Here is a 22,417-nt window from a genome sequence, read left to right as displayed (position 1 = left end):
TATTTAAAATGGTTGCATGAATGGTATGAAATGTATATAAATGCCCACTATATAAATATTACGATCTGAAATAATTCTTCCTTAACTGGTCCTTGTAAGATGGAGGTTTCGATTTTAATGTTTCGTAACAGAAGGGCAGATATTTTCTTACCAATGATTGCAACCTTTTTATTATGGTTAAAAACCTATACTGTATATCGCACATGTTTTCATTTTAAACCGATCAATTTAACGCAGGAAATTATTTTATTCATTAATCCTATCGGTTTTTTAATGATACTGTTCGGAGCTTGCTTATTTTTAAAAACTAGAAAAAGCCGATCTCGTTACATTCTTATATCAAGCTTTATTTTGTCTATCATACTGTATGCAAATATCGTTTTTTACCGTTTCTTTAACGACTTTATTACGATACCTATTCTTTTTCAAACAAATAATTTTAGAGAACTCGGGGACAGTGTTTATACAGAAATTAAGTGGTGGGATTTTATCTTTTTCCTCGATATTTTGGTTTTATATTACGTCCAAAAAAAGCAGTTTTTATTATCAATATCCGTTAATCCAGATAATGTTCGACACCGTCGGCTGTATTTTTTAATTGCATGTATAATTATGATGGTGAATCTTGGAATTTCTGAGATAGATAGACCCCAGCTATTGACAAGAACTTTTGATCGTAAATTGCTAGTCAAAAATCTTGGACCTTATAGCTATCAATTATATGATATAATCCTTCAATCGAAATCTTCTGCACAAAAGGCATTTGCGGATGAAACGAAATTAATGGATACCCAACAGTATGTTCAGGCAAATTATACGCCACCTAATAAAGAGTATTATGGATTAGCAAAAGGCCGCAACTTAATCCTTATCTCGTTAGAATCTACTCAAAATTTTGTGATTAACTCTACGTTAAATGGCAAGGAAATCTCTCCCTTTTTAAATCATTTTCTTAAAGACAGCTTTTATTTTCCTAATATTTATCATCAAACAGGGCAGGGAAAAACTTCTGATGCAGAATTTATAGTGGAAAATTCTCTATATCCATTAAACCGTGGTGCCGTATTTTTTACACATAGCGGAAATACCTACGCTTCCATGGCTAAAAAGCTGCAAACTGCAGGTTACTATACAGCAGCAATGCACGCAAATAATAAAAGCTTTTGGAATCGTAATATTATGTACAAGTCGATTGGGTATCAGAAGTTTTTTTCTTCTACATCTTATGAGATTACACCTAATAATTCCGTCGGATGGGGATTAAAAGACATCCCCTTTTTTGAGCAGTCTGCAAATCTTATAAGGAGTTTACCGAATCCTTATTATGTGAAGCTAATAACCCTTACAAATCATCATCCATTTAGACTGAATGAGGAAGATAATCTTATTGATGAATACGATTCTGATGATCCAATAGTAAATAGGTATTTTACAACGGTAAGATATGAAGATGAAGCATTGAAACATTTTATTCAAAAACTGAAGGAAGAAAATCTTTATAAACGTTCCATCATTGTATTATACGGAGACCATCATGGAATATCTGAAAACCATCATGCTGCGATGAGTCACTATTTGAGAAAGGAAATTACTCCATATGATTCCTTTAATCTTCATAGAGTACCTTTTATCATCCATATACCAGGAATAACCGATCAAGGGAAAGGAATTACTTTTTCCACTGTTGGCGGCCAAATTGATATAAGACCGACTATCCTTCATCTATTGGGAATTGAAACAAAGGAGGATGTACAATTTGGTCACGATTTGCTTTCACCAAGCTTTAAGCAATATGTGATATTTAGAGACGGAAGATTTGTTACGGATCAATATCTTTGGACAGCTAATACATGTTATTTGCGAGAATCAGGAATAGCAGTAGACGTAGAACAGTGCAAACCTTATATCGGGAAAGAATCCAAAATCTTTATGTATTCAGATAAGATAATATACGGGGATCTCTTAAGATTTAATAAAGAGAGGTAGTGATATATCACAATGGTTTTCGGATGAAACCATTTTAATATTTACCCTTCCTTATAATATAATAAAGATAAAATATTAAATATTAAATATTAAAGAGGAATAGGGGTGATGGGGAAAAGTGAAAAAAGAACATATTTATGGTAAGACCTTGCGATTCCTCATCTTTCTTAATTTAGTATTAACCCTCTCTGCATGTCAGCATCGCGAAATAAAACCAACACCTTCAAAACATAAACCATCCACTGCGGCATTTTTCAATCAAGTAAGACCGCTGCTCGTTAAAGAGAATTCTTTTCAAAAAGTAGTAGGGTGGTTGAATAATAATACAGTGATCTATATTGCGGATGAAAACAACCATACGAATTTGTATCGTTATAATTTGGTAAATGGCAAAAGGCACATTATTTTTACTTCAAAAACCCCAATTAAAACTGCAGTTATTAGTCCAGATAAAAAGAGGCTATTAATTCATTCTGCTTCCTTAACCAATTTAGCGGAAATTAAGGTGATAAATTTAAAAGGAAAAATTCTGATTTCGAGAAAAGTTCCTTCCTATGATTTAAATTTTAATTGGAATCCAGACAATCCAGACGTCATTTTAACAACTGTCTTTTTTGAAGACTGGAGTTACCAAGTACATATTTTAAATATAAAGAATCAAACATTTAAAGAGTATGGTATAGAGGATCCGTTTGTAAAGTGGTTTCAAACCGACACGGTCCTTATCCAAGATTGGAAAAAGAATAAGGTGCACTTATTTGCTCCATTGCGTTCTTATTCCTTATCAGACACCGATAAGGCAATAACATTATTTCCTGAAATTTATCAATTTGATACATTTGCCTCCTACTTAATGACCATTACTATACCGGAGAAACATCAAGATCGTGCTGAATATCATTTTTATAATCAGAATGTAAAGAAATTGTATTCTTTCGAGGTTCCGCTGTTAAGCCAGCACGATAATTGGCTTGTGCCAAACTATGATTTTATCCGCAATCAATTTCTAACCTTTGTGCCAAGTAAGAGCGGTTTTGTTGATGAATTTAGCGGAAAGTACCAATTGATAAAATATGATATTCAGAAGAAAGATCAAAAAATGATAACAGGAGAGTTGAATAACCAACCTCTTTCCCTTTCACCAGATGGGAAAATGAGTTTATATGGCAATCAGTTCACTCAGCTTATTAACTTAAGCAATGGAAAAATAAAATCGATTGTGGAATATAAAAAAAAGGACCCAGAATAGGTCCTTTTTTGTATTAGGCAGTTGCAGGATATCCGGAATGGATTACCGTCATAAGAGTAAAAAATCCAAAAACGAATAAAGTAAGAATTGCCCAAATGAATCCAAGTGGATTTCTACTTTTTATGGTTGTAAATACTGCAAATAAAGCTAATAATGTTACAAGAGCAAAGATAATAACAGTCCCCATGTCTCACAGAACCCCTTTCATTTGTTTGAATCTTATGTAAATAATAATAGCACTCTTTATTATATTACATTTTCTAATAAATTTTGTCGAGGAGAAAAAGTGAAAGTTCTTTGTCATAGTATACCCTTACATGTAAATTTCATGAATAAATTTTTGATTCTTTTTCTTTTCTAAAAGGTCGTGATAGAATGAACGAGACGAGGAGGGTGATTGGAAATGGAGTGGAGGCAAATTCCTCTAGGGCTATTACAAACCAATTGTTATGTGCTTTATAATCCACAGAAAGATTGCATTATTTTTGATCCAGGGGCAGAAGGGGAAAAGCTAATTGCCTATTTAGAAAAGGAACAGCTTAAACCGCAGGCAATTTTATTAACCCATGCTCATTTTGATCATATAGGGGCAGTTGATGAGATACGGCAATATTATAAAGTTCCTGTTTATGTCCATGAAAACGAAGCGAATTGGTTAACAGATTCAACCCTTAATGGATCCCAATTATTCATGAATGGCAGATCTATCACTGTTTCACCGCCAGATAAGATAATAAAGAAAGAAGAGGTTTTATCTATAGGTGGATTTACCTTTGAAATATTGGAAACGCCTGGACATTCACCAGGCAGTGTATCATTTTATGTGGAAAATATGAACACTGTTTTTGCAGGTGATACTCTGTTTCAAGGAAGTATTGGCCGAACTGATTTGCCTGATGGTAATCAGGAACAATTACTTAACAGCATTAAAGAAAAGTTATTGGCCTTGCCAAAAGAAACTACCGTACTTCCGGGCCATGGTCCAGTAACATCCATTGAAAAGGAAGTTCACTTTAATCCATTTATTAATGGGTATTAAAAAAAGACTCTTAGGAGTCTTTTTTTAATACTATTATTCTGCGCCTGGTACCATTAAGAAAGTTGTATAGTATGTAAATCCTGCGAAAAACACGGTCAAATATGCACCAAAGATATACATATACATACGTTCTGATAATTTCAAATAACTTAGTAATACAAAAAATCCTGTTTGTGCAAGGAAAAGTAGAGCGGTTTTATCCAACCCTAGAAGATAAAACATTACAGTAAACATAGCAGTCCAAAATCCTAATACTCTGTACATTCGATCCATATGTATCCCTCCTTTGTACCGTGTGTATCCATCAATTTATAATTATAAAGGAAAAATGTGCAAATTGTAAATACACCAATAAGTTTGTTTGTGACATTTACGTGATAAAAGTGCGAGTCCATATTCATATGAATTATTATTAGTTTTAAACGAATTTGTTGTTTTATACTTAAAAATTCTATTGGCTTTTCTTTTCACTAGAAGGATCTGTAAAGTACAAATGCTTTTCCGGTTTGAAAACAAGCAAGTTTATAATGATAGCCACTAAAAAGTTCAAAATCGATAAAGTAATAATAATATAACGCAGTGAAAATAAATCACCAAGAAAACCAATAATTAATAGAAAAATGACTTGAGCAGCATTCTGCCATACACCTAAAATACTCGTTATCCGACCCATCATTTCAATCGGAATGTTGTTTTGATAAAATGTTGTAAACCCAGTGCCAGAAAATGCATTAAAAAATCCTAATAGAGTAAAACCGATTACAGCTGTAGTGAAGTTTTGGGAAACAGAAAAGATAATATAGCCAATGGACATAAGCGTTAATCCTATTCCGATTAATTGTTTAATGTTCATATGCTGAGACACAAACGAGACAAATAAAGATCCAAGCAAATAACCTATTCCTGTAATACTGACGAGTAGACTAAATTCCATCTCACTAAGCCCAATTACTTTTCGGGTGAAGACCACTTCTTGAGAGTCCATTGCAAAAGTAAAAATAATCGTAAACAAATATAAGCTATAGACAAGGAATACGAATGCTTGTTTTTTATATTCACCGATTACATCATGCCAATCTGACAGAAGAGATTGGAATTTCCGAATTTTTGGGGAGTTAGATGAAGTCCAGGTGTCATCTAAATTAGGCATCATAAGTAGGATAAGTGCTGAAAAAGCAAAGCTGATTGCATTGATGTATATGGCAATATCAACAGAACCAATTAGTAACAAAGCTCCAGCAACCGAAGGTCCTACAATAAAGGCGCCGGAACGGACCAGACTATTGATGGAATTAAATCTTTTCCGCTGATGAGTTGGAATTAATTTTGCAATATAAGTTGTGGATGCAGGGGTAAAGAAGGCTTTCGCCAAGCTGATGATAATAAGCATAAGATAAATGAACCAAATAGAGGACAGTAATGGGATAATGGCTACCGAAATAGCCCGAACTATATCTGTTATTATTAATATATTTCTTTTATTTCCGCGGTCAATCAAACCTCCTGACCAAAAATTTGTTAGAATGGCAATAATCGGTCCGATAATCCATAATCCTGCTACAGCGGCTGCAGAATGTGTCATATTTAAAATAAATAAATTGATTGCAATAAGGTAAACAAAATCACCTAAACCAGAGATACCTATTCCTAACAACAGTAAAATAGGCAATTTCCAGCTTTCTTTTCCATTTTTATTAGTATGCACCAATATACATCACCTGCTTATTTTATTCATTTTTTGTATAGAAATTATATCATATATTTTTTGCAATAATGGAAATAATCTATGAAGAAGCTGTGACAGGTAAGGATTCTAATAAATGAATGAAGGAATATTGATATAAAGAATCGTAAATTATGTAAAATTATCATGTTAAAATAAAGATAGAGAATGAAGGGATCATTTCAAAAAGAGGGTGATTAAACATGGATCTAGAAAAAATAAAGTCTACCTTACAAAATAGAGTTCCTACCATTTGGGGAACGCAAAATTTTATAAAATATGCTGTTTTGCTACCGATCATAAAAAAAGAGAATGAACTTCACTTAATGTTGGAAGTGCGTGCTCTTAGTCTGCGAAGACAGCCAGGTGAAATATGCTTTCCCGGAGGTAAAATGGATTCTGGCGATAAAAATGAGCAATACACAGCTATACGGGAAACCTCTGAAGAATTAGGGATTTCTACAGAAAGAATTTCAATTATTGCCCCGTTGGATTATTCGGTTTCACCATTTGGTACCATAATTTATCCTTTTGTTGGCTTTATTTCAGAGCATGAGAAGCTTCATCCTAATTCATCCGAGGTAGAAGAAGTATTTACGGTTCCCTTATCCCATTTTCTTTCAAACCCTCCAGATTGTTTTAAAGTTCATTTCAAAGCTGCACCTGAGGAAAATTTTCCATATGAACATATACGCGGTGGAGAAAAATATAACTGGCAGACAAGACATATGGATGAGTATTTTTACTATTATCAAGACCATGTAATTTGGGGTTTAACAGCTAGCATTATTAAACAGTTTGTAGATTTAATTAAACAATGAAACACCTCCAAATAATATATGGGGTGTTTCATCATAATCTACTTATCAGCCTGTTTGATCTTCCGGCAAGCATACCTTTTCGTAAAACATTTTCATTGCTTCTTCACGATAGTTTACATAATCAAATTGTTTTTCAAAGAGCTCTTTTCCCATAAGAAAATGTTCCATGCCGTCTATTAGTCCTTTAATAGAGTTGTCAACAATTAAGCCATGCCCACCCTCAACAACACTCCTGGATCCGGGTATATCTGTAACAATTACAGGTTTTCCAAGTGTTAAGGCTTCCAGAAGCACCATAGGCTGTCCTTCATGATTAGAAGACAGGACAAAACAATCACATCTGTGTAAAAGGGCATAAGGATTAGTGATTTGTCCAGTAAAGATGACTTTTTCCTCCAGTTTCAGTTTTCTTACTAACTCCAGCAAGGAGGTTTTTAAATCGCCATCCCCTACAATAAATAATTTGGCATTGGAATGTCTTGCGGCGATATGAGAGAAAGCAGCTATTAATTTTTCATGATCTTTTTCCGGACTTAGCCTTCCGATTGTAATAAAATTAATATCCTTTTCATCTGGAATTTGATAACCTGTTAATTCTAGATGATTATAATGATCTTGCGAAATGGATAGCATAAACTTCCTATTCTTAAAATCGATCACCAATTCCTCAGAAAATTCTTCTCTTCCAGCTAAAATGTTTTCATAATCAATATTATTAACCACATATGTCATGCGCTCATCTATATTTTTTACCACTTTATTTAAACTTCTCTTATTCTGCTCATTTGTCAATTTGGAAACAGATACGACATTATCAAAATAGTTATATAAAGAAAAAATCACTTTTAGGTTTTGACGATGGGGATACTTATTATTCACTTTTTTATTCATTTCCTGACCCATATCATTATGTAGGTATATGCTTTTCTTTTTGAAATTTCCAAATGCAATTAAAGCAGCCCAAAAGGGACTATAACCGCTAAAGTCAATGCCGATATCGTAAGTAGTATTACCAATTATCCGTTCTAGTTCCCTCCTATACATTTCGATAGGAACGAGTCTTTTCATGGAAAGTGTATAGGCACCTCTGCGTAGCATTAAGACGTGGCGGTACCACTCGGAAAGAGTAGCATTCCAGGTTCCAACCCTATGAATGAATCGGACATTCTTATTTAGTTTTTCAACGTTTTTCCATTTTTCCTGTTTGTCGTTACTTGCATAATCAAGAATGGTTACATCGTATTTATCATAATCAATAGCGTTAAGTAAGTTTATAACCGATGTGGTAATTCCGTTATTTAAAAAGCCGCCGCAATAAATTAGGATCTTTGTTTTAGAAGAAAGTGTTTGAAAAAGCTTATCGGATGATTTTCCTTCCAAAACGATATCCACAAAACGAGAAGTTGCATTCCCATCATCATGATAGCAGTACTCTTGTAAAAACTTTTTATATATATCCTGGTATTGTTGGTTTATGTTTTCAATGTTGTGAATGGACTCAATCACTTCCTCTAAATGGATACATAATGGCCCAGGTAATTGATCCATCGGAATATAAGTACCTCTGTCTTTTTGGTATTCGTCTACGTCATATGCGTAAAAAATAATCGGATTTTTCGAAGGTAAAAAGTCAAAGAAAATACTGGAGTAATCGGTGATTAAAATATCAACGACTGAAAGTACTTCATTGGAATCAAGCTTATTAGGAACACATAAATGAGCTAACCCTTGTTCTTCGAAAAACTTGTGAGCATAATAATGAGATTTTAATAGGACAGCGTACTCAGTTCCAACTTGCTCTTGCATCATATTTATATCGTTCAATAGTTTTTCACTTTCATTTTTTTCATTGCCTAATGTTCCTCTCCAGGTAGGTGCATAGAGAATTACTTTTTTATCAGGCGGTACAGATAATTTCTTCTTCATTTCATCCTTATTTGCTTGAAACATTAGATCGACACGGGGATAACCGGAATCGAGCACCTTTCCATTAAAAATACTATATACATCATGAGAATGGAGCAGTTTTTCCGCTGTGTATTTATTGGGACTGACAAAAAAGTTTGTAAAAAGAAAATTGCGCTGAATATTTTTATGGTCCGTCTTTCCGCGTTTTTTTATATCCAAACCCATTGTCTTAAGAGGGGTGCCATGCCAAATATTTGCGTAAATTTGCCCCTCTCTTTTTTGAAAGTAATATGGGAATGTCGTATCATTAATTAAATATTTAGCAGTGGCAAGATATGTAATATATTTGCTGCTATCCTTTTTAATAAACTTGATGTTGCGTATTTGTTTATACTCCTCATGGATAACCGATTCATCCTGGATAACCCAAATATGCTGGTAGTTTTTGTATTTTGGGTGTTGGATTAAATACTTAAAAACTGCATAAGGATTACCAGTCATACTCTGACCATGATATGCTTCATACAAAATGGTTCTTTCCTGTATTGGTTTGCTCTTTAGACATTTTGTATATAAAATTCTGCCTCGGAATCCACTATCCATAACATATTTCTTCATTGGACTGAGGACAAACTTTGCTTTCTTCACGATTGTTGCCTTTTTCACTAATACTTCTCCTCCATATTTCATCAAGTGGTTGAAAAATCTGAAATATATTGCAAAAACACTTGGCAATATTAGTATGTCCGTTTACAATAAAAGTAAAATTACATTTTGGAAAAAGATTCTATTTTATAGGGGAATGATGCTATTTAGGGGGAAAGAGGTTAATTTTACATACAACGGTATTCGGAGAAGGAGAGGCGATTCTCTTTCTTCATACAGGTTTACAAACAGGGGAAACGGATTTTCAATATCAGGCAAATTATTTTCAACAGCATTACCGAATTCTTTTGCCGGATTTACGGGGACATGGAAAATCCACTAGTGTAATGTTGAGAACTTCTTTCATGATTCGGTAGAAGATTTATTTGAAACACTTGATTCCTTAAAGATTCTAAAATGCCATATAGTCGGTTGCTCATTAGGAGCATTAGTGGGATTAATGTTTTGCAAAAAGATATCCAAAACGAGTTATTACTTTGGCGAAATCAAGAGTAATACCGACAAAACCAGATGATTGGGAAGAATTACAACGTATCGATATAGAACGGCAGGATAGGATTCTTTCCGATGAAAACGCAAAGGCCTATTTTGATGGTTTGCATGAAAGTAATGACTGGACGAAGTTTCTTTCACTAGTGAAACAACAAGATTGGTATCCGTTTCATGAAACAAGCAATGTACAAAATGTAACCATTCCCGTTTTATACATTGTAGGGGAAGAAAAACAACATGAAGTGTTTGGTGCTGTACAATATAAAAAGCGTGTTTCTGATATTCATATTGCAGTCATTCCATTCGCCTCCCATCTCGTTCATGATAATCAACCCGGAATTTATACAAATTTTCTTGAAATGTTTTTACAAAAAAATAAAATAACATAGCTTAATAAGAAGCATAGGAGGCATTCCAAATTAGAAACAGGGGATCAGCGGTTCTTATCGATTGGGAAAATCAAAATATCGCGCTAATCAAACGAAATAGAGAAGGAATTATTTATTATGTGTTTCCCGGCGGGGGAATGGAGGAAGGAGAAACGCCAGAGGAAGCTACGATAAGAGAAGCTTATGAAGAATTAGGTGTAAAGATTGAAATCAAGGATCTAATTGGAATAGTGGAGTTCAATGGAACACAATATTTCTACTTGGCAGAAATGAATGATGGTAAATTTGGAACAGGGATAGGGGAAGAATTCACGAATCAAAAACGAAATAGGGGTACATATGAACCTGTTTGGCTGTCTCTTAAGGACTGCTTGTCCAAAGATATTAGACCTAGGGAAGTAATCGATGAACTACTAAAGAAACATATTTTGAAAAAAGCATAGAAATCAATTTGACCAAATCGCTGATGATTTGGTCTTTTATATGGAGTGAACACTAATGAAGACGCACACCAGTTCCTTTATATGTGACAAAATGGTTATTTTCAAGCTTTTGAACACTAAGATTTCGTTATTGTCTCTAAAAAGGGGAGTTTCTTGTGTTTTATCATTGATGACGGAACCAGTGTCCGTCTAGAACGATACATTGGATTATCACAAATAACAAATTCTAGTACACATAATTGTTTTTTACATTTAATTTATATTGGAGGAGTAACAATGAAGTGGCCATCTATCAGAAGGTTTCTCGAAATTCCAGAGCATCTAACAGGAAAAGATGTGAATATTGCAATCATCGATGGGAAGTTTCCACCACATCCCGATATTGCAACAAACGAAGGAAGGAATACCTTTTTAGTCAAGACATCTAATGGGCCTTGTACTAAACCCCAAATAGTTAATCCTATGAAAGGTGAATGGAAACTAGCAAACCATGGATTATGTACAGCTGCAGCAGCAAGTGGGTCAGGGAGTTTATCTAATGGGGTTTATAGTGGCGCAGCACCAGAAGCAAATCTTTATCTTTTGCAAATCAGTGAAGAAATTCAAGAAAGCACTTGTAATGCGCTACTTTGGCTAAAACAAAATTGGAAGAATTACAACATACGAGGTGCAGTCTTAACAATAGTTTGTCAAGTGGATACAGGCTTATTGCCATGGCAAGTCGATCCCGTTCGTGTATTATGTGAAGAACTGTTTAGTGATGGTTTGCTGATAATATCCTCCTCTGGAAATCATCAAGAGATTACAAGCGGTTCAACCGTTTCTCCTTCTATTTTAAATGTAGGCGGCATTTATATTCCTGATAAGAATGATAAAGACAACATTCTCCCTTTTCACGGAAGCAGGGGTCTTACATTTGACGGGAAATGGAACCCTGACGTGTTGGCACCAGCTGGGAATGTTATGTTGCCTTTTCCTTATAAAAATGAGGAGGATAAACGGAAACATTTTACAGCAAATGAAGATAATCTTCCCATCCCATATGCTCGGGAGTGGGGGACTTCTTTTGCCAGTCCAATCGTTTTAGGATTTGCCGCATGCTTATGGCAAGCAAATCCAGAGTGGAGTGCAAGTCAAATGAAAATGGCGATTATAAGTGGTGGATTTAGACATCCGAACTGCAAAGAGTTAAAAGCGGGGGTTATTTCCAAGTATTCTTTTGAAGAAGCCAAATTTATTTGGAAGGAAGAAAGTGTTTATACCTATTGGCTACACTATAAATCTCTTTCTGAAAAGAAGAGATTAGCAGAACTGGAAGTAAAACAAAATATAGTTGAAATACTAATGTCCTTTTTCCCGGAAGGTGTTTCAGAACAAGCAACCGACTTCATTAGAAAATATTTATATCACGGTTCTAAGAAAGTCCGTGTAGCTGCTATTTTAGTCCTTTCTTGCAATTTACATGTAATAAAGAAAGCAGAACTAGAAGAGTTTCTACAGGACTCAAACATTTTTGTCCGAATGGCTGGACTTTATATTCTTAATAAGTATGAATCTATGTGGAAATGCTTTACTAATACTATAGCTAATTTGATTAACGATCATAACGAAGATATTCGTTTTAATGCAACGAGATTAGCAATGAGATTTAAAGATGAAAAACTAATTACATCATTAGTAGAAGGAATGGAAGAAGACGCAAGAAAAATGAGAATTGCTACATTCGGAAATCGTTGTAAGGCGTTAGAAGAAATTACTGGATTTAAAGTAGGACTAGATACACCTTGGAGAGAAGGGGAGGATCCTTATTCAGAAAAGAGAATGCTATCACGTTTATATATAGCACGAAAATGGAGGGAATATTTAGAGAATATTTATCATGTTTAGCAGGAATTTTTATAGTAATAATGAATTTAGTAATTATAGGAAATTATTACTATTATAAAGGGAGAAAATCATGTATAAAGAGATATTTCAAGAAATTGTTTCCATATGCCACCATGACTATTCTGGTTGGGAAGATAAAAAAGGCTGGGATAGTCCGGATGTGTATACAAAGGCAATTCAAGTAATGGAAGAGAAAAATGAATTAACACCAATTAAGTTTGCAGAAATCGTACAGGATTATCTATTAGATTTCAAGGATCATCATATGTTTTTTAAATTAGTAACGAATGAAAATCAAAAACAGTATGATGTTGGATTTAAGGTGAAAAGATTTGAGGATCGATTATATATTTCTTCTGTTGGAAAGGAAAGCAGAGTGGAAAAAGGAAATTCAATTATTTCCCTTGAAAACAAAAGAATACCGGAATTATTGGAGCTTCATAAAAGAAGATTATTAGAAAATAATCAGGAAAGAGAGAACTGGGATACGATTATCCGTGAATATTCTTACTGTGAGATAGAAAATTTAAACGGAAAAAGGTTCATGTTAGATTTAAAAAAGTATGAAAGAGCAAAATATATTCCACAGTATTCGTTACAAAATTTAGAGGATGAAATTTTGTTAATGACTTTAACAGATTTTGGGAATCCTGATGCTGTCAATGAACTGATAAAGGACAATAAAGAGAAATTAAATAATTTCAAGAATTTAATAATTGACGTAAGAATAAATAATGGAGGCAGCGATTCTTCTTACTATCCATTGTTACCCTATATATTTCCTGAGCAATTAACTAATATAAATCCAGATGAAGAAAGTATGTTAATTAATTGCACTGAAAATAATTATAACTTGATAGTAGAAGATATGAAAAATTCCCTTAAAGAGGTAGAAGACGAAGGTACACATAAGGTGATTAATGTCTTTATTCGAGAATGGGAGAAAAATAAGGGTAGAGGATTTGTAGAATTTGATTTTTCTGAGTTAAAGACCTTTGAGATAATTGGAGGGAGAAAAAATCCGGAAAGAGTGATTGTTTTAGCGGATGTGACTTGTGCTAGTTCTGGTGATTCATTTGTAGAAACATGCAAAAAGTCCTCTAAGGTAAAAGTAATCGGCAGACCAACATTAGGGGTAAATGATTACGCGAATTTAGCAATTAAGAGTTGGAATGGTCTATTTGAACTATGGTACCCGACATCGAGGCTTTCTAGAATTGACGAAGGGAAAGGAATGACTGGAGTTGGCATTACCCCACATGTGCATATTCCATGGACACCGGAACATATTTTTGAAGATATAGATATGAAAATGGCACTTAATATGATAAAAGAGACAGCGTCGAGGAAAATATAAACAAAATTGTATTGAGGGCATGAAATGAATCTAAAAAAACAGTTACTCACATAAAAGACATGAAGGACGAACAAATTATCCAATTAGACCTGGATGCACTAATCGAGAACATGTTGCAACATATAGGAGATACAGAGCCTGAATTAAGGGATGACTTAATTTATTTATCTTTTTGCAGACTAGTAAAAATAGTTTAATTGGGTTTAAGCTAATGGAAAAAATACTGGAAACCTGTATAGGGTCGGATTATTTATTTTTTAAATTGGGGAAGAAAACGCTGATGCGGTATTCACAAGATCATATTCAGCACTTACTGCTCAGTTAATATTAAATCATGATATTAAAGAAGAATTTCTATCAAGAGAGCTTTTAGAAAAAAGTATTCAAAGCAGCTTTCTTTATTTACATCAAGAAAAGGATGTGCCCGGATATGTCGAAGAAAAAGGGTGGGCACACAGTATAGCCACGGAATATCCCCACTGCATTAAAGGCCATTCATTCTTGTCTATTTAAGAATGGAAGCTATATAGATGATGAAGATGAAAGACTTATATTTGCAGTTGAAGCATTGTTAGATAAAGATATAAGTAATGAAATGTTAGAAGGCTGGATCACATCAATCAGTCATACTCTTGAAAAAATATTTAAGAAGGATAGGTATTCCTTGGGTTTTTATAGAAGTAGGACCAATATAATGAACTTTCTAAAAACCTTATATTTTCGTTTGGAATTTAAGGAAAAAGGAAACACCTCCAGAAAGCTCATTTACCAAATAATCAAGAATTGGCATGATGTAATTTATGTAAATTAAGCCAAGAAATCAAGTTCTGGCTTAAAATGGACACACAAAGCCGGAACTCGTTTTTATATTTTGAAACTTTTACTTGAACTATTCGTTAATAATAGTAAGAGTTTAAAGTTATGGAAATACATAAGCAAAAACGCCCTAAATTAAATAGAAAATATACTAGATTTTCTGTCTATGCTTTTTGCTTACCGGCAATATCATATATCTTTTGATATCGGGCATTCCTTAAACTGGGAATGCTTTTTGTTTTTCAAGTTAGGCTGGGTATAACGACCTATAATAAAACAAGTTCATATTATTTTTAGAGCTTTGTAATCTCTATGAAATAAATTTATGTCATATTATTAAAAGAGTTTTTTTATTATTGGACAATAACATTGAAAAAAAGATCAAATGAATTTAAAAAGGGAGAGAAAAATGCAGAAAAGAAAAAGAAGAAGACGGGTAAGATGGGGAAGAGTTATATCTGTCTTATTGGTTTTCGCATTTATTGGTGTAGGGATTTATGCGATTATGGAATACTACCAAGGCACCCGAATAGCGAAGGCCGGTAATTTTAGTGATGATAATAAAAATGCAAAATCATTTCAAGGGGAAGAAGTAAAGTTTGGGAAAATAAACGTCCTCTTATTAGGGAGTGATTCCCGCGGAGAAAAACATGCAAGAACGGATTCCATCATGATTGCCCATTATGATCAAAATACTCATGAGCCAAAATTAATTTCCATCATGAGAGATAGTTTTGTAGATATTCCAGGGTATGGAAGACAAAAAATTAATGCAGCATATGCTATTGGCGGAACAGAACTGTTAAGGAAAACGATTAAAGAGAATTTTGGAATTGATATCAATTACTATGCGGTTGTTGATTTCAAGGGATTTGAAAAAGTAGTCGATGTTATTGCTCCAAAAGGAATTGAAGTGGATGTACCATCGAAAATGTCCTATGGAATTGGAATGACATTGCAGCCAGGGAAACAAGTGCTGCATGGAGATAAATTATTAGGTTATGTACGGTTTAGACACGATAACTTAAGCGATTTCGGTCGAGTTCAAAGACAGCAAGAGGTTATCGAGAAACTGAAAGATCAAGCAATGAGTATGACAAGTCTGTTAAAACTACCTAAAATACTTGGAGTAATTAATCCATATTTGGATACGGATTTAGATACACCAACTTTATTTACATTAGGAAAGGACTTACTAACAAACAAGTCCAGCAAAGTACAAACATTGCGAATTCCCGTTAATGGATCCTATACAAACGAAACATATGACAATGTAGGGGCTGTTTTAAATATTGATTTAGCTCAAAATAAACATGCTTTAGATGAATTTTTATCATCGAATAGTTAAACGGTGTAATTGTGATAAAAAGCAGAGAGTTTTGAACTGAATCTCTGCTTTTGGTCATTCTACAAATTCTGCTAAGTAAAAAAATATACGGATAGGATGATTCATAATAAAATAAATTATTTTAAAATTCTTGCAGGAATCTCTAACTTTTTGTCGAAATAAGTCTTAACCAAATGAAAAGGTGGTGTTTTATTTTATATGTCCATAGAAAAAATTGCAGATTTGTTATTGGAGCAGGCGATAAAGCTGAATGCAACAGATATTCATATTATCCCGAGGCAAGATGATTATCTAACACAGTTTCGGCTTTATGGCAGATTGATTCCGCATCGGCCCTTACCGGCCAAGATTGGGGAAAGACTTGTTTCCCATTTCAAATTTATGGCCTCTTTAGACATCGGTGAAAAAAGAAAACCACAAAGTGGTTCCTTTCAACTAAGTTTTGTACATCAATATACTTCCTTAAGAATATCTACTCTCCCAACGGCAAACTCCAAAGAAAGCCTAGTCATCCGAATCCTTTCAAATCAACAGACATTATCCATTAATCAAATGTCACTTTTTCCGAGCAGTGCCAAAAAGTTATTGTCCCTATTAATGCATTCCCATGGCCTTCTACTATTTACTGGTCCAACCGGCAGTGGCAAATCGACCACTATGTATACATTAGTGGAAAAAAGTGCAAACCATGCTATGCGAAATGTTATTACATTGGAAGATCCTGTTGAGATTAAAAATGAACATTTTTTACAAGTACAGGTAAATGAAAAAGCTGGGATTACGTATAGTAATGGATTAAGAGCAGTATTACGCCATGACCCAGATATGATTATGGTTAAAGCCTAAATGATGTGATTATATCAGTGTTTTTAACTTTACTCATTTAGGCTTGACCACATTTTGACCACATCAAGCTTTTTTGATACGTTTTGAGAAGGTTTCAGCTACATCAGATTGCAAGTCTAAAGATACATGAGAGTACGTATCTAATGTTATTTTTACGGAAGCATGACCTAAACGATCTGCAACTACTTTTGGGTTTACTCCAAGTTCAAGTAACAAAGTAGCATGTGTATGTCGCAAGTCGTGAAATCTTATTTGTTTAACTCCAGATAGTTCGATATATTTGTTCATAATTCTTCCTAAACTAGTCGGATGATAATACATACCGTCCGGATGACAGAAGATTAATTTTGAGTCGTTATATTCTTTACCTAGTTTTAGCTTCATCTCATTGTTTTTTGCAATTTGTTCCTTTAAAATAGAAGCGACTACATCATCAATAGCTACTTTTCTGAAAGAAGAAGAAGTTTTTAATTCACCGATTTGAACTCCTTCTTCTTTTGTTGAATACATACTTTTACAAACTTTGATGAACTTCTTTTCGAAATCAATATCATCTTTTGTTAAAGCTAATAATTCCCCTTTGCGAAGTCCGGTATATGCAGCAGTAGCAAACAAACGATAATAAAAGTTGCTATATCGTTTCGTCACTTTTAAAAAGTGTTCCAAGTCATCAAATGTCCAAGTGCTTACCTTACCCTTTTTTTGTTTAATTAAATTAATATTTTTGAAAGGGTTCTTATTAATAATTTCTAAATCCACCGCGTGATTCATAATCATCTTAGTGATTGAATATATTTTATGAGCGGTATTTTCTTGCATTTTTTCTAGTAGTTGAGCAGAAAACTTTTGTGCATGTATAGGTTTTAAGTCTTGAATCTTATAGTTTCCTAGCAATGGTACAATCCAATTTTTGATTTTTAAATGGTATTGCTCTGCGGTTGTTGCTCTCAATTTGTGACGATGCATCTTAATCCAGTCCTCTGCAAAGTCCTTCAATTTTATATCTTGCGGAGCAATCCATATTCCTTTGTTTAATTCATAAATAATTTCATTTAAAGCGGTTTCTGCTTCTTTTTCTGTATCGAATCCACTTTTAGTTTTTTGTTTTCTTTTCCCTGTTATAGGATCCTTACCAATATCAACGGTATAACTCCACTTATTTCCCCTCTTGCGGACATAGCCTCTCATCTTTAGCATCTCCTTCGCTAATTCCTACAAGAAAGTACTTTTCTGTTTCGATATATACGCCGTTTGGAAGTTCTGGGACATAGATGATTTTCTTTAGCAAAATAGACACCCCTTATTAATAGATGATATAAGAACAAAATATAGGAACATATGTTTGTATGTCTGTATATCTTATTATACCACCATTAACACGAGTGCGGATTATTTTTTCGCAAATCTAAACATTATCATTTTACGACAAAATTCGACCTTATTTATCGTCGTAAAATTTAGCAATTCTTGCCCATTCTTCTATCTGCTCTGGAGTAATTCCTCTTTCCTCCATTTTCTTACCTAATATAATCCATCTTGTTCCAGAATCACCATTGACCTCTATTTTCGTATTGTCGATTAAATCTTTTGGATTTACATCCAATATCTCAGCTATTTTACCTAGAGTTTCCAAACTTATTGGTGTCTTTTCATTTTCTATTTTCGATATATAAGTATTGGAAACATTTAACCTTTTCCCTAGTTCTTCTTGACTCATCTGTTGTTTTTGCCGATAATACTTTATTTTTTTACCGTGTCCTCTCATAATTTCACCCCTTTGGATTAACGATAACTCAACCTATATTATCTACAAAATTGACTAATACATCAACAGTTTACTAATCGCACTAAAATTAATTTAAATTATTTTAAATAAAGTTATTGACTAATAATTCAAGTTGAGTTTATAATAATGACAAGGGTTGAGTTATAAGGAAAGTTTAAGAAGGGATGTTTACCCTATTGGTCAATAATATTAGAGATTATCGAATCAAAAAAGGTTTGAGTCCTAAGGAATTTGCCGAAAGAGTTAACATTTCTTTGAGTCATCTTAGAAAAATAGAGAGAGGAGCAGGCACCCCGAGTTTGAAATTAGCGGTCAGAATCGCTAAAGAACTGGATTGCAAGTTAGACGATCTATTTTTTTAAAATACAACTTGAATTATAACTCAACCCTCATAGGAAAAAAGGAGTGACGAAAATGGAACAAAAAGACTTCCCAGTATTATTAACTGCTGATGAAATATCTCAAATACTAAAATGTAGCAAACGTGTTGCTTATGAAATTATGGACCAAAAGGATTTCCCATTAATTAGAATTCGTAGATCCAAACGAGTAAATAGGGATGATTTCTTCACCTGGTTAGATAAACAATCCAATAAGGAGGTTTCATGATATGAGAGAACATCCGATTATTGAGAACATCATGCTTACTGGCGATCCAAACTTAGCTGCGCAACCTGAGTTTAATGGATTCGACACATTCCATGATGAGATATTAAGCGGTGACTTAATCGTGTTGGACGAAGGAGAAGTCATTCTAAAAGATCATCTTCAATCTTACTTGCAAGGCGAACATGAATTTCGATTCTATACTGCAACTGCAACTGGCAGCAAAGATTTTTACGGAAATGAAATCGAAAAAGGCGATAGACTCGCTTACGACTCCAAGAAAGAAAACATCATCAACATGGAATGGGAAGATGATTTCGAAGCGTATCTCAAATTAGAATATGGGTTTCAATTTACGATTGCGGAGTAGAACCATAAAGAGACATAAGGAGGAATAAAAATGTGGATTGTTTATGACAATGAAGAAGGCTTGCTTGGTATTTATGACAAATATGAGGAAGCGTTAAGTGATTACGAAAAGTGCAAGGAGTATCAAAAGGATTATGTTCAAGGTGAAGGCGAGTTTACAACTGATGAAACGGTAATTCTTGCAAAAGTTGAAAAACATTTCTACGGATACGAAACAGATAAAAAAGCAATTGACTATGATGAAAATGGTGATGAATTTGATACAGAAGATAATTGCTGGGATTGGAGAGAGGATGTATATACACCATATGGAATAATCAAACCATAATGTCATAGTTTGAAGATTAAATGAAGGAGGTTTTACCATGACCGAACAAGCAAAATTCACTCTAACTGAATTAATCGGCTATGTAGAACATGTAAACCATCATCATCCTAGCGGAGAGATACGAACAGTATTGAAAGAGCTTTTGCTTTTGAAAGAGCAGTTAGAACATGAATAAGGACCACTTCCCTACAAAGTGGCCCTTAATAAAATACTATACGGACATTATACAGGAGGTTGACCAATAAGTGAAGTTGTATGAATTATCTCAAAGCTACAATCAATTACTTGAAATGGCAGAAGAGTTGGATCAAGAAACGTTTTTGGATACGTTGGAATCTATTCAAGAAGAAATGGATGTAAAAATCGAAAATACCGCCAAACTAATTCGCTCACTTCAAGGAGATATAGAAGCAATAAAGGTTGAGGAAAAACGACTTGCCGACAGAAGAAAAGCTATGGAAAACAAAATTGAATCCATTAAATCATACCTTCAGAACGAAATGGAGGTTGCTGGGATAGATAAAGTGAAGCGTCCGACTTTCACAGTATCGGTTGTTAACAACCCTCCATGTGTACAAATTGAAGATGAAAGCATAATCCCATCTACTTACTTAGTACCTGTTCCAGACAAAATCGACAAAAAAGCGATTCTTACTGCATTAAAAAACGGTGAATATATCGAAGGTTGTACTTTATCTCAATCTAGGAGTGTGAGGATTAAATGAATATCTATCAAAAATTAGTAGAGGTTCGTAAGTCTGTTCCTTATCTTCAAAAAGAAGCACAAGGCGCTCAATACCAATACGTAGGTAGTTCACAAGTATTAGCGGCTGTGCGTGCCAAAATGGACGAATTAGGACTTTTATTAACAGTTAAGGTGATTGGTCATAACGTGCAATCAGAGACAGTAGAAAACAGAGATAAGTACGACAAACTGAAAAAGACTACTACTTACTTCACAGAGTTAGATTTAGAGTTTACCTGGATTAACGCAGATAATCCAGAGGAAACATTAACCTTACCTTTCTATGGTCAAGGTGTTGATATAGCAGGAGAAAAAGGAGTAGGGAAAGCTCTTACGTATGCAGAGAAATATTTCCTTCTGAAACAATTCAACATCGCAACGGATAAAGATGATCCAGACTCTTTCCAAGAGAAATCAGAATCATATCGTAAACCAGACCCAATTTCAGCGCATGATTTAGGAACATTGAAAGCAAGAGTTCTTGAATTTGCGCAACTACGAAATAAAACAGATGCAGAGGTATACGCAGTTCTAAATATATCTGATTTGGAAAGTTTGAACGAAAGAGAAGCAAAACTTTCTATCACTAAGCTAAACGGATGGATTGCATCAGCTAAAAAGGAATTAAGTAAAAAGGGAGCTTAATCGCTCCCTCTAAGGAGGTTCAATGATGGAGGAATGGCAAAAAGATTTAATAAAAATGATGGAAAGCGATATTAAAATGGCTCAACGCGATTTAGATAAGTACCAAAGCATCAACTTGAATGGGATGGTTAGTTACGTGCAAGGAAGAATTGATACTTTAAAAAACTATATAGAATATATAAAAAACTAAGGAGGACAACCCATGTTCGGATTAGGCGCTTTATATTGTGTTGCTGCTTTGTTTTCGGTGCTTGGTATTACGATAGGTGTGTTTGTGAAGGAGGAGAGGAAACATGAGAGAAATTAAGTTTCGCGGTTATGCAGTAGAAGAAATGGTGAATGGTCAGTGGCTTGAAGGTTTCGGTGTTTCGGAATTAAAGTTTGCGGAACATCACGCAAAAGCAGTGGGACGTGATTCTAATTGGTGGTTATACACCAATAGTGGTGATTATCTTGTTAATCCTAAATCAATAGGACAATACACAGGCCTAAAAGACAAAAATGGTCGTGAGATTTATGAAGGGGATATATTGCTATTCAACAACTCTATTAATGACAGAAAATGGAAATGTGTCGTTGAATATCGAGAAGGAAGTTTTGTATGCGTATATCAGAATGATAAGGTTTACAATCATTTTGATTCTTGGAATGTACCAAAAGTAACATGGGAAGTTATCGGCAATATTTACGAAAACCCTTCTCTCCTGGAGGTACAACATGATAAATTGCAACATATCAAAGATCAATTAAATTGAGCCAAAGATAATCTTCAATATGCACATGTTTTGGATAATTTAGAAGTTGAGGAAGTGGTATGGTTAATCCAAACCGTCGAACACCAACAAACCCGCATCCAAGAGTTAGAAACCATGGAGAAGGCATATGAAGCATTGAAGAAGGCTTTGTGATGTAGATAAGACCAAGAATGCGAAGGAGTGAAAATGATGGATATTACAGTTAATGAACAA

At 34.1% G+C, this 22,417-nt stretch carries 29 protein-coding genes; 22 read left to right on the top strand and 7 right to left on the bottom strand.

Annotated elements, in window-relative coordinates:
- Window positions 1-117: 117 nt before the first annotated feature.
- Window positions 118-1,986: an LTA synthase family protein gene (locus CWO92_RS09910; RefSeq protein WP_101354053.1), complete on the top strand. Its 1,869-nt coding sequence runs from the start codon at window positions 118-120 to the stop codon at window positions 1,984-1,986.
- A gap of 118 nt (window positions 1,987-2,104) precedes the next feature.
- Complete coding sequence (locus CWO92_RS09905) at window positions 2,105-3,235, top strand: YqgU-like beta propeller domain-containing protein (protein WP_101354052.1); 1,131 nt, start codon at window positions 2,105-2,107, stop codon at window positions 3,233-3,235.
- Between the two features lie 13 nt (window positions 3,236-3,248).
- Here the strand turns inward: CWO92_RS09905 and CWO92_RS09900 are convergent, their stop codons facing one another.
- Entirely contained in the window at window positions 3,249-3,422 is a 174-nt protein-coding gene (locus CWO92_RS09900; protein WP_101354051.1) for a DUF2759 domain-containing protein, read from the bottom strand.
- Window positions 3,423-3,638: 216 nt separating this feature from the next.
- Between CWO92_RS09900 and CWO92_RS09895 the strand changes: the two genes are divergently transcribed.
- Window positions 3,639-4,274, top strand: a complete 636-nt coding sequence (locus CWO92_RS09895) for an MBL fold metallo-hydrolase (protein ID WP_101354050.1) — start codon at window positions 3,639-3,641, stop codon at window positions 4,272-4,274.
- A 33-nt stretch (window positions 4,275-4,307) separates the two neighbouring features.
- Here the strand turns inward: CWO92_RS09895 and CWO92_RS09890 are convergent, their stop codons facing one another.
- Window positions 4,308-4,547, bottom strand: coding sequence for a DUF2626 domain-containing protein (locus CWO92_RS09890; protein WP_101354049.1), 240 nt, complete (start codon window positions 4,545-4,547; stop codon window positions 4,308-4,310).
- 178 nt (window positions 4,548-4,725) lie between these two features.
- Window positions 4,726-5,979 (bottom strand): MFS transporter, encoded by a 1,254-nt coding sequence (locus CWO92_RS09885; protein WP_101354214.1) that lies wholly within the window; start codon window positions 5,977-5,979, stop codon window positions 4,726-4,728.
- Window positions 5,980-6,200: 221 nt separating this feature from the next.
- On the opposite strand from CWO92_RS09885, the gene CWO92_RS09880 reads away from it, so the two are divergent.
- A complete protein-coding gene (locus CWO92_RS09880) occupies window positions 6,201-6,818 on the top strand; it encodes an NUDIX hydrolase (protein WP_101354048.1) in 618 nt (205 codons plus the stop codon).
- A gap of 45 nt (window positions 6,819-6,863) precedes the next feature.
- Here the strand turns inward: CWO92_RS09880 and CWO92_RS09875 are convergent, their stop codons facing one another.
- Window positions 6,864-9,392: a glycosyltransferase gene (locus CWO92_RS09875; RefSeq protein ID WP_165786656.1), complete on the bottom strand. Its 2,529-nt coding sequence runs from the start codon at window positions 9,390-9,392 to the stop codon at window positions 6,864-6,866.
- Window positions 9,393-9,556: 164 nt separating this feature from the next.
- On the opposite strand from CWO92_RS09875, the gene CWO92_RS26525 reads away from it, so the two are divergent.
- From CWO92_RS26525 to CWO92_RS09835, 9 genes are all read left to right on the top strand, one after another.
- A complete protein-coding gene (locus CWO92_RS26525) occupies window positions 9,557-9,748 on the top strand; it encodes an alpha/beta fold hydrolase (RefSeq protein WP_367593488.1) in 192 nt (63 codons plus the stop codon).
- Between the two features lie 120 nt (window positions 9,749-9,868).
- The gene (locus CWO92_RS09870) at window positions 9,869-10,273 is read left to right on the top strand and encodes an alpha/beta fold hydrolase (RefSeq protein ID WP_101354046.1); all 405 of its coding nucleotides are present in this window, start codon (window positions 9,869-9,871) and stop codon (window positions 10,271-10,273) included.
- Between the two features lie 29 nt (window positions 10,274-10,302).
- On the top strand, window positions 10,303-10,716 hold the full coding sequence (locus tag CWO92_RS09865) for an NUDIX hydrolase (RefSeq protein WP_101354045.1): 414 nt from the start codon (window positions 10,303-10,305) through the stop codon (window positions 10,714-10,716).
- A 276-nt stretch (window positions 10,717-10,992) separates the two neighbouring features.
- Entirely contained in the window at window positions 10,993-12,603 is a 1,611-nt protein-coding gene (locus CWO92_RS09860; protein WP_101354044.1) for a S8 family serine peptidase, read from the top strand.
- Window positions 12,604-12,673: 70 nt separating this feature from the next.
- The gene (locus CWO92_RS09855) at window positions 12,674-13,960 is read left to right on the top strand and encodes a S41 family peptidase (RefSeq protein ID WP_101354043.1); all 1,287 of its coding nucleotides are present in this window, start codon (window positions 12,674-12,676) and stop codon (window positions 13,958-13,960) included.
- Window positions 13,961-14,221: 261 nt separating this feature from the next.
- Window positions 14,222-14,473: a DUF2785 domain-containing protein gene (locus CWO92_RS26520; protein WP_101354042.1), complete on the top strand. Its 252-nt coding sequence runs from the start codon at window positions 14,222-14,224 to the stop codon at window positions 14,471-14,473.
- Window positions 14,433-14,771 (top strand): DUF2785 domain-containing protein, encoded by a 339-nt coding sequence (locus tag CWO92_RS26515; RefSeq protein ID WP_101354041.1) that lies wholly within the window; start codon window positions 14,433-14,435, stop codon window positions 14,769-14,771. Before CWO92_RS26520 ends, CWO92_RS26515 begins: the two co-directional genes overlap by 41 nt.
- 414 nt (window positions 14,772-15,185) lie before the next feature.
- The gene (locus CWO92_RS09840) at window positions 15,186-16,124 is read left to right on the top strand and encodes an LCP family protein (RefSeq protein ID WP_233270117.1); all 939 of its coding nucleotides are present in this window, start codon (window positions 15,186-15,188) and stop codon (window positions 16,122-16,124) included.
- A gap of 198 nt (window positions 16,125-16,322) precedes the next feature.
- Entirely contained in the window at window positions 16,323-16,970 is a 648-nt protein-coding gene (locus tag CWO92_RS09835; protein ID WP_101354039.1) for an ATPase, T2SS/T4P/T4SS family, read from the top strand.
- A gap of 63 nt (window positions 16,971-17,033) precedes the next feature.
- Here the strand turns inward: CWO92_RS09835 and CWO92_RS09830 are convergent, their stop codons facing one another.
- The 3 genes from CWO92_RS09830 to CWO92_RS09825 form a co-directional block, all read right to left on the bottom strand.
- The gene (locus tag CWO92_RS09830; protein WP_165786655.1) at window positions 17,034-18,158 is read right to left on the bottom strand and encodes a site-specific integrase; all 1,125 of its coding nucleotides are present in this window, start codon (window positions 18,156-18,158) and stop codon (window positions 17,034-17,036) included.
- Window positions 18,127-18,258: a hypothetical protein gene (locus tag CWO92_RS26295; protein ID WP_268877588.1), complete on the bottom strand. Its 132-nt coding sequence runs from the start codon at window positions 18,256-18,258 to the stop codon at window positions 18,127-18,129. The genes CWO92_RS09830 and CWO92_RS26295 overlap by 32 nt, the downstream gene beginning before the upstream one ends.
- 150 nt (window positions 18,259-18,408) lie before the next feature.
- Window positions 18,409-18,735: a helix-turn-helix domain-containing protein gene (locus CWO92_RS09825; protein WP_101354037.1), complete on the bottom strand. Its 327-nt coding sequence runs from the start codon at window positions 18,733-18,735 to the stop codon at window positions 18,409-18,411.
- A 185-nt stretch (window positions 18,736-18,920) separates the two neighbouring features.
- Here CWO92_RS09825 and CWO92_RS09820 point away from each other — a divergent pair, with 185 nt between their 5' ends.
- From CWO92_RS09820 to CWO92_RS09790, 9 genes are all read left to right on the top strand, one after another.
- Complete coding sequence (locus tag CWO92_RS09820; protein WP_235851592.1) at window positions 18,921-19,118, top strand: helix-turn-helix transcriptional regulator; 198 nt, start codon at window positions 18,921-18,923, stop codon at window positions 19,116-19,118.
- A gap of 52 nt (window positions 19,119-19,170) precedes the next feature.
- A complete protein-coding gene (locus CWO92_RS09815; protein WP_101354036.1) occupies window positions 19,171-19,365 on the top strand; it encodes a helix-turn-helix domain-containing protein in 195 nt (64 codons plus the stop codon).
- 1 nt (window position 19,366) lies between these two features.
- The gene (locus CWO92_RS09810) at window positions 19,367-19,732 is read left to right on the top strand and encodes a YqaI family protein (protein WP_101354035.1); all 366 of its coding nucleotides are present in this window, start codon (window positions 19,367-19,369) and stop codon (window positions 19,730-19,732) included.
- Between the two features lie 30 nt (window positions 19,733-19,762).
- Window positions 19,763-20,059, top strand: coding sequence for a hypothetical protein (locus CWO92_RS09805; protein ID WP_101354034.1), 297 nt, complete (start codon window positions 19,763-19,765; stop codon window positions 20,057-20,059).
- Between the two features lie 37 nt (window positions 20,060-20,096).
- A complete protein-coding gene (locus CWO92_RS25365) occupies window positions 20,097-20,234 on the top strand; it encodes a hypothetical protein (RefSeq protein ID WP_165786654.1) in 138 nt (45 codons plus the stop codon).
- A gap of 70 nt (window positions 20,235-20,304) precedes the next feature.
- The gene (locus tag CWO92_RS09800; protein ID WP_101354033.1) at window positions 20,305-20,784 is read left to right on the top strand and encodes a siphovirus Gp157 family protein; all 480 of its coding nucleotides are present in this window, start codon (window positions 20,305-20,307) and stop codon (window positions 20,782-20,784) included.
- The gene (locus CWO92_RS09795; RefSeq protein ID WP_101354032.1) at window positions 20,781-21,449 is read left to right on the top strand and encodes an ERF family protein; all 669 of its coding nucleotides are present in this window, start codon (window positions 20,781-20,783) and stop codon (window positions 21,447-21,449) included. The genes CWO92_RS09800 and CWO92_RS09795 overlap by 4 nt, the downstream gene beginning before the upstream one ends.
- 25 nt (window positions 21,450-21,474) lie before the next feature.
- Window positions 21,475-21,639, top strand: a complete 165-nt coding sequence (locus CWO92_RS25360) for a hypothetical protein (RefSeq protein WP_207767793.1) — start codon at window positions 21,475-21,477, stop codon at window positions 21,637-21,639.
- 103 nt (window positions 21,640-21,742) lie between these two features.
- Window positions 21,743-22,204 carry a YopX family protein gene (locus CWO92_RS09790; RefSeq protein ID WP_101354031.1) on the top strand — a complete coding sequence of 154 codons (462 nt, stop codon included), beginning with the start codon at window positions 21,743-21,745 and terminating at the stop codon, window positions 22,202-22,204.
- The last annotated feature ends 213 nt before the right edge of the window (window positions 22,205-22,417 follow it).

Origin of the sequence: Heyndrickxia camelliae (assembly GCF_002844575.1) — a bacterium.
GTDB classification, from domain to species: Bacteria; Bacillota; Bacilli; order Bacillales; family Bacillaceae_C; genus Margalitia; species Margalitia camelliae.
Note: the sequence above shows the minus strand (reverse complement) of the source record. Positions and strands in the feature narration are given on the sequence as shown.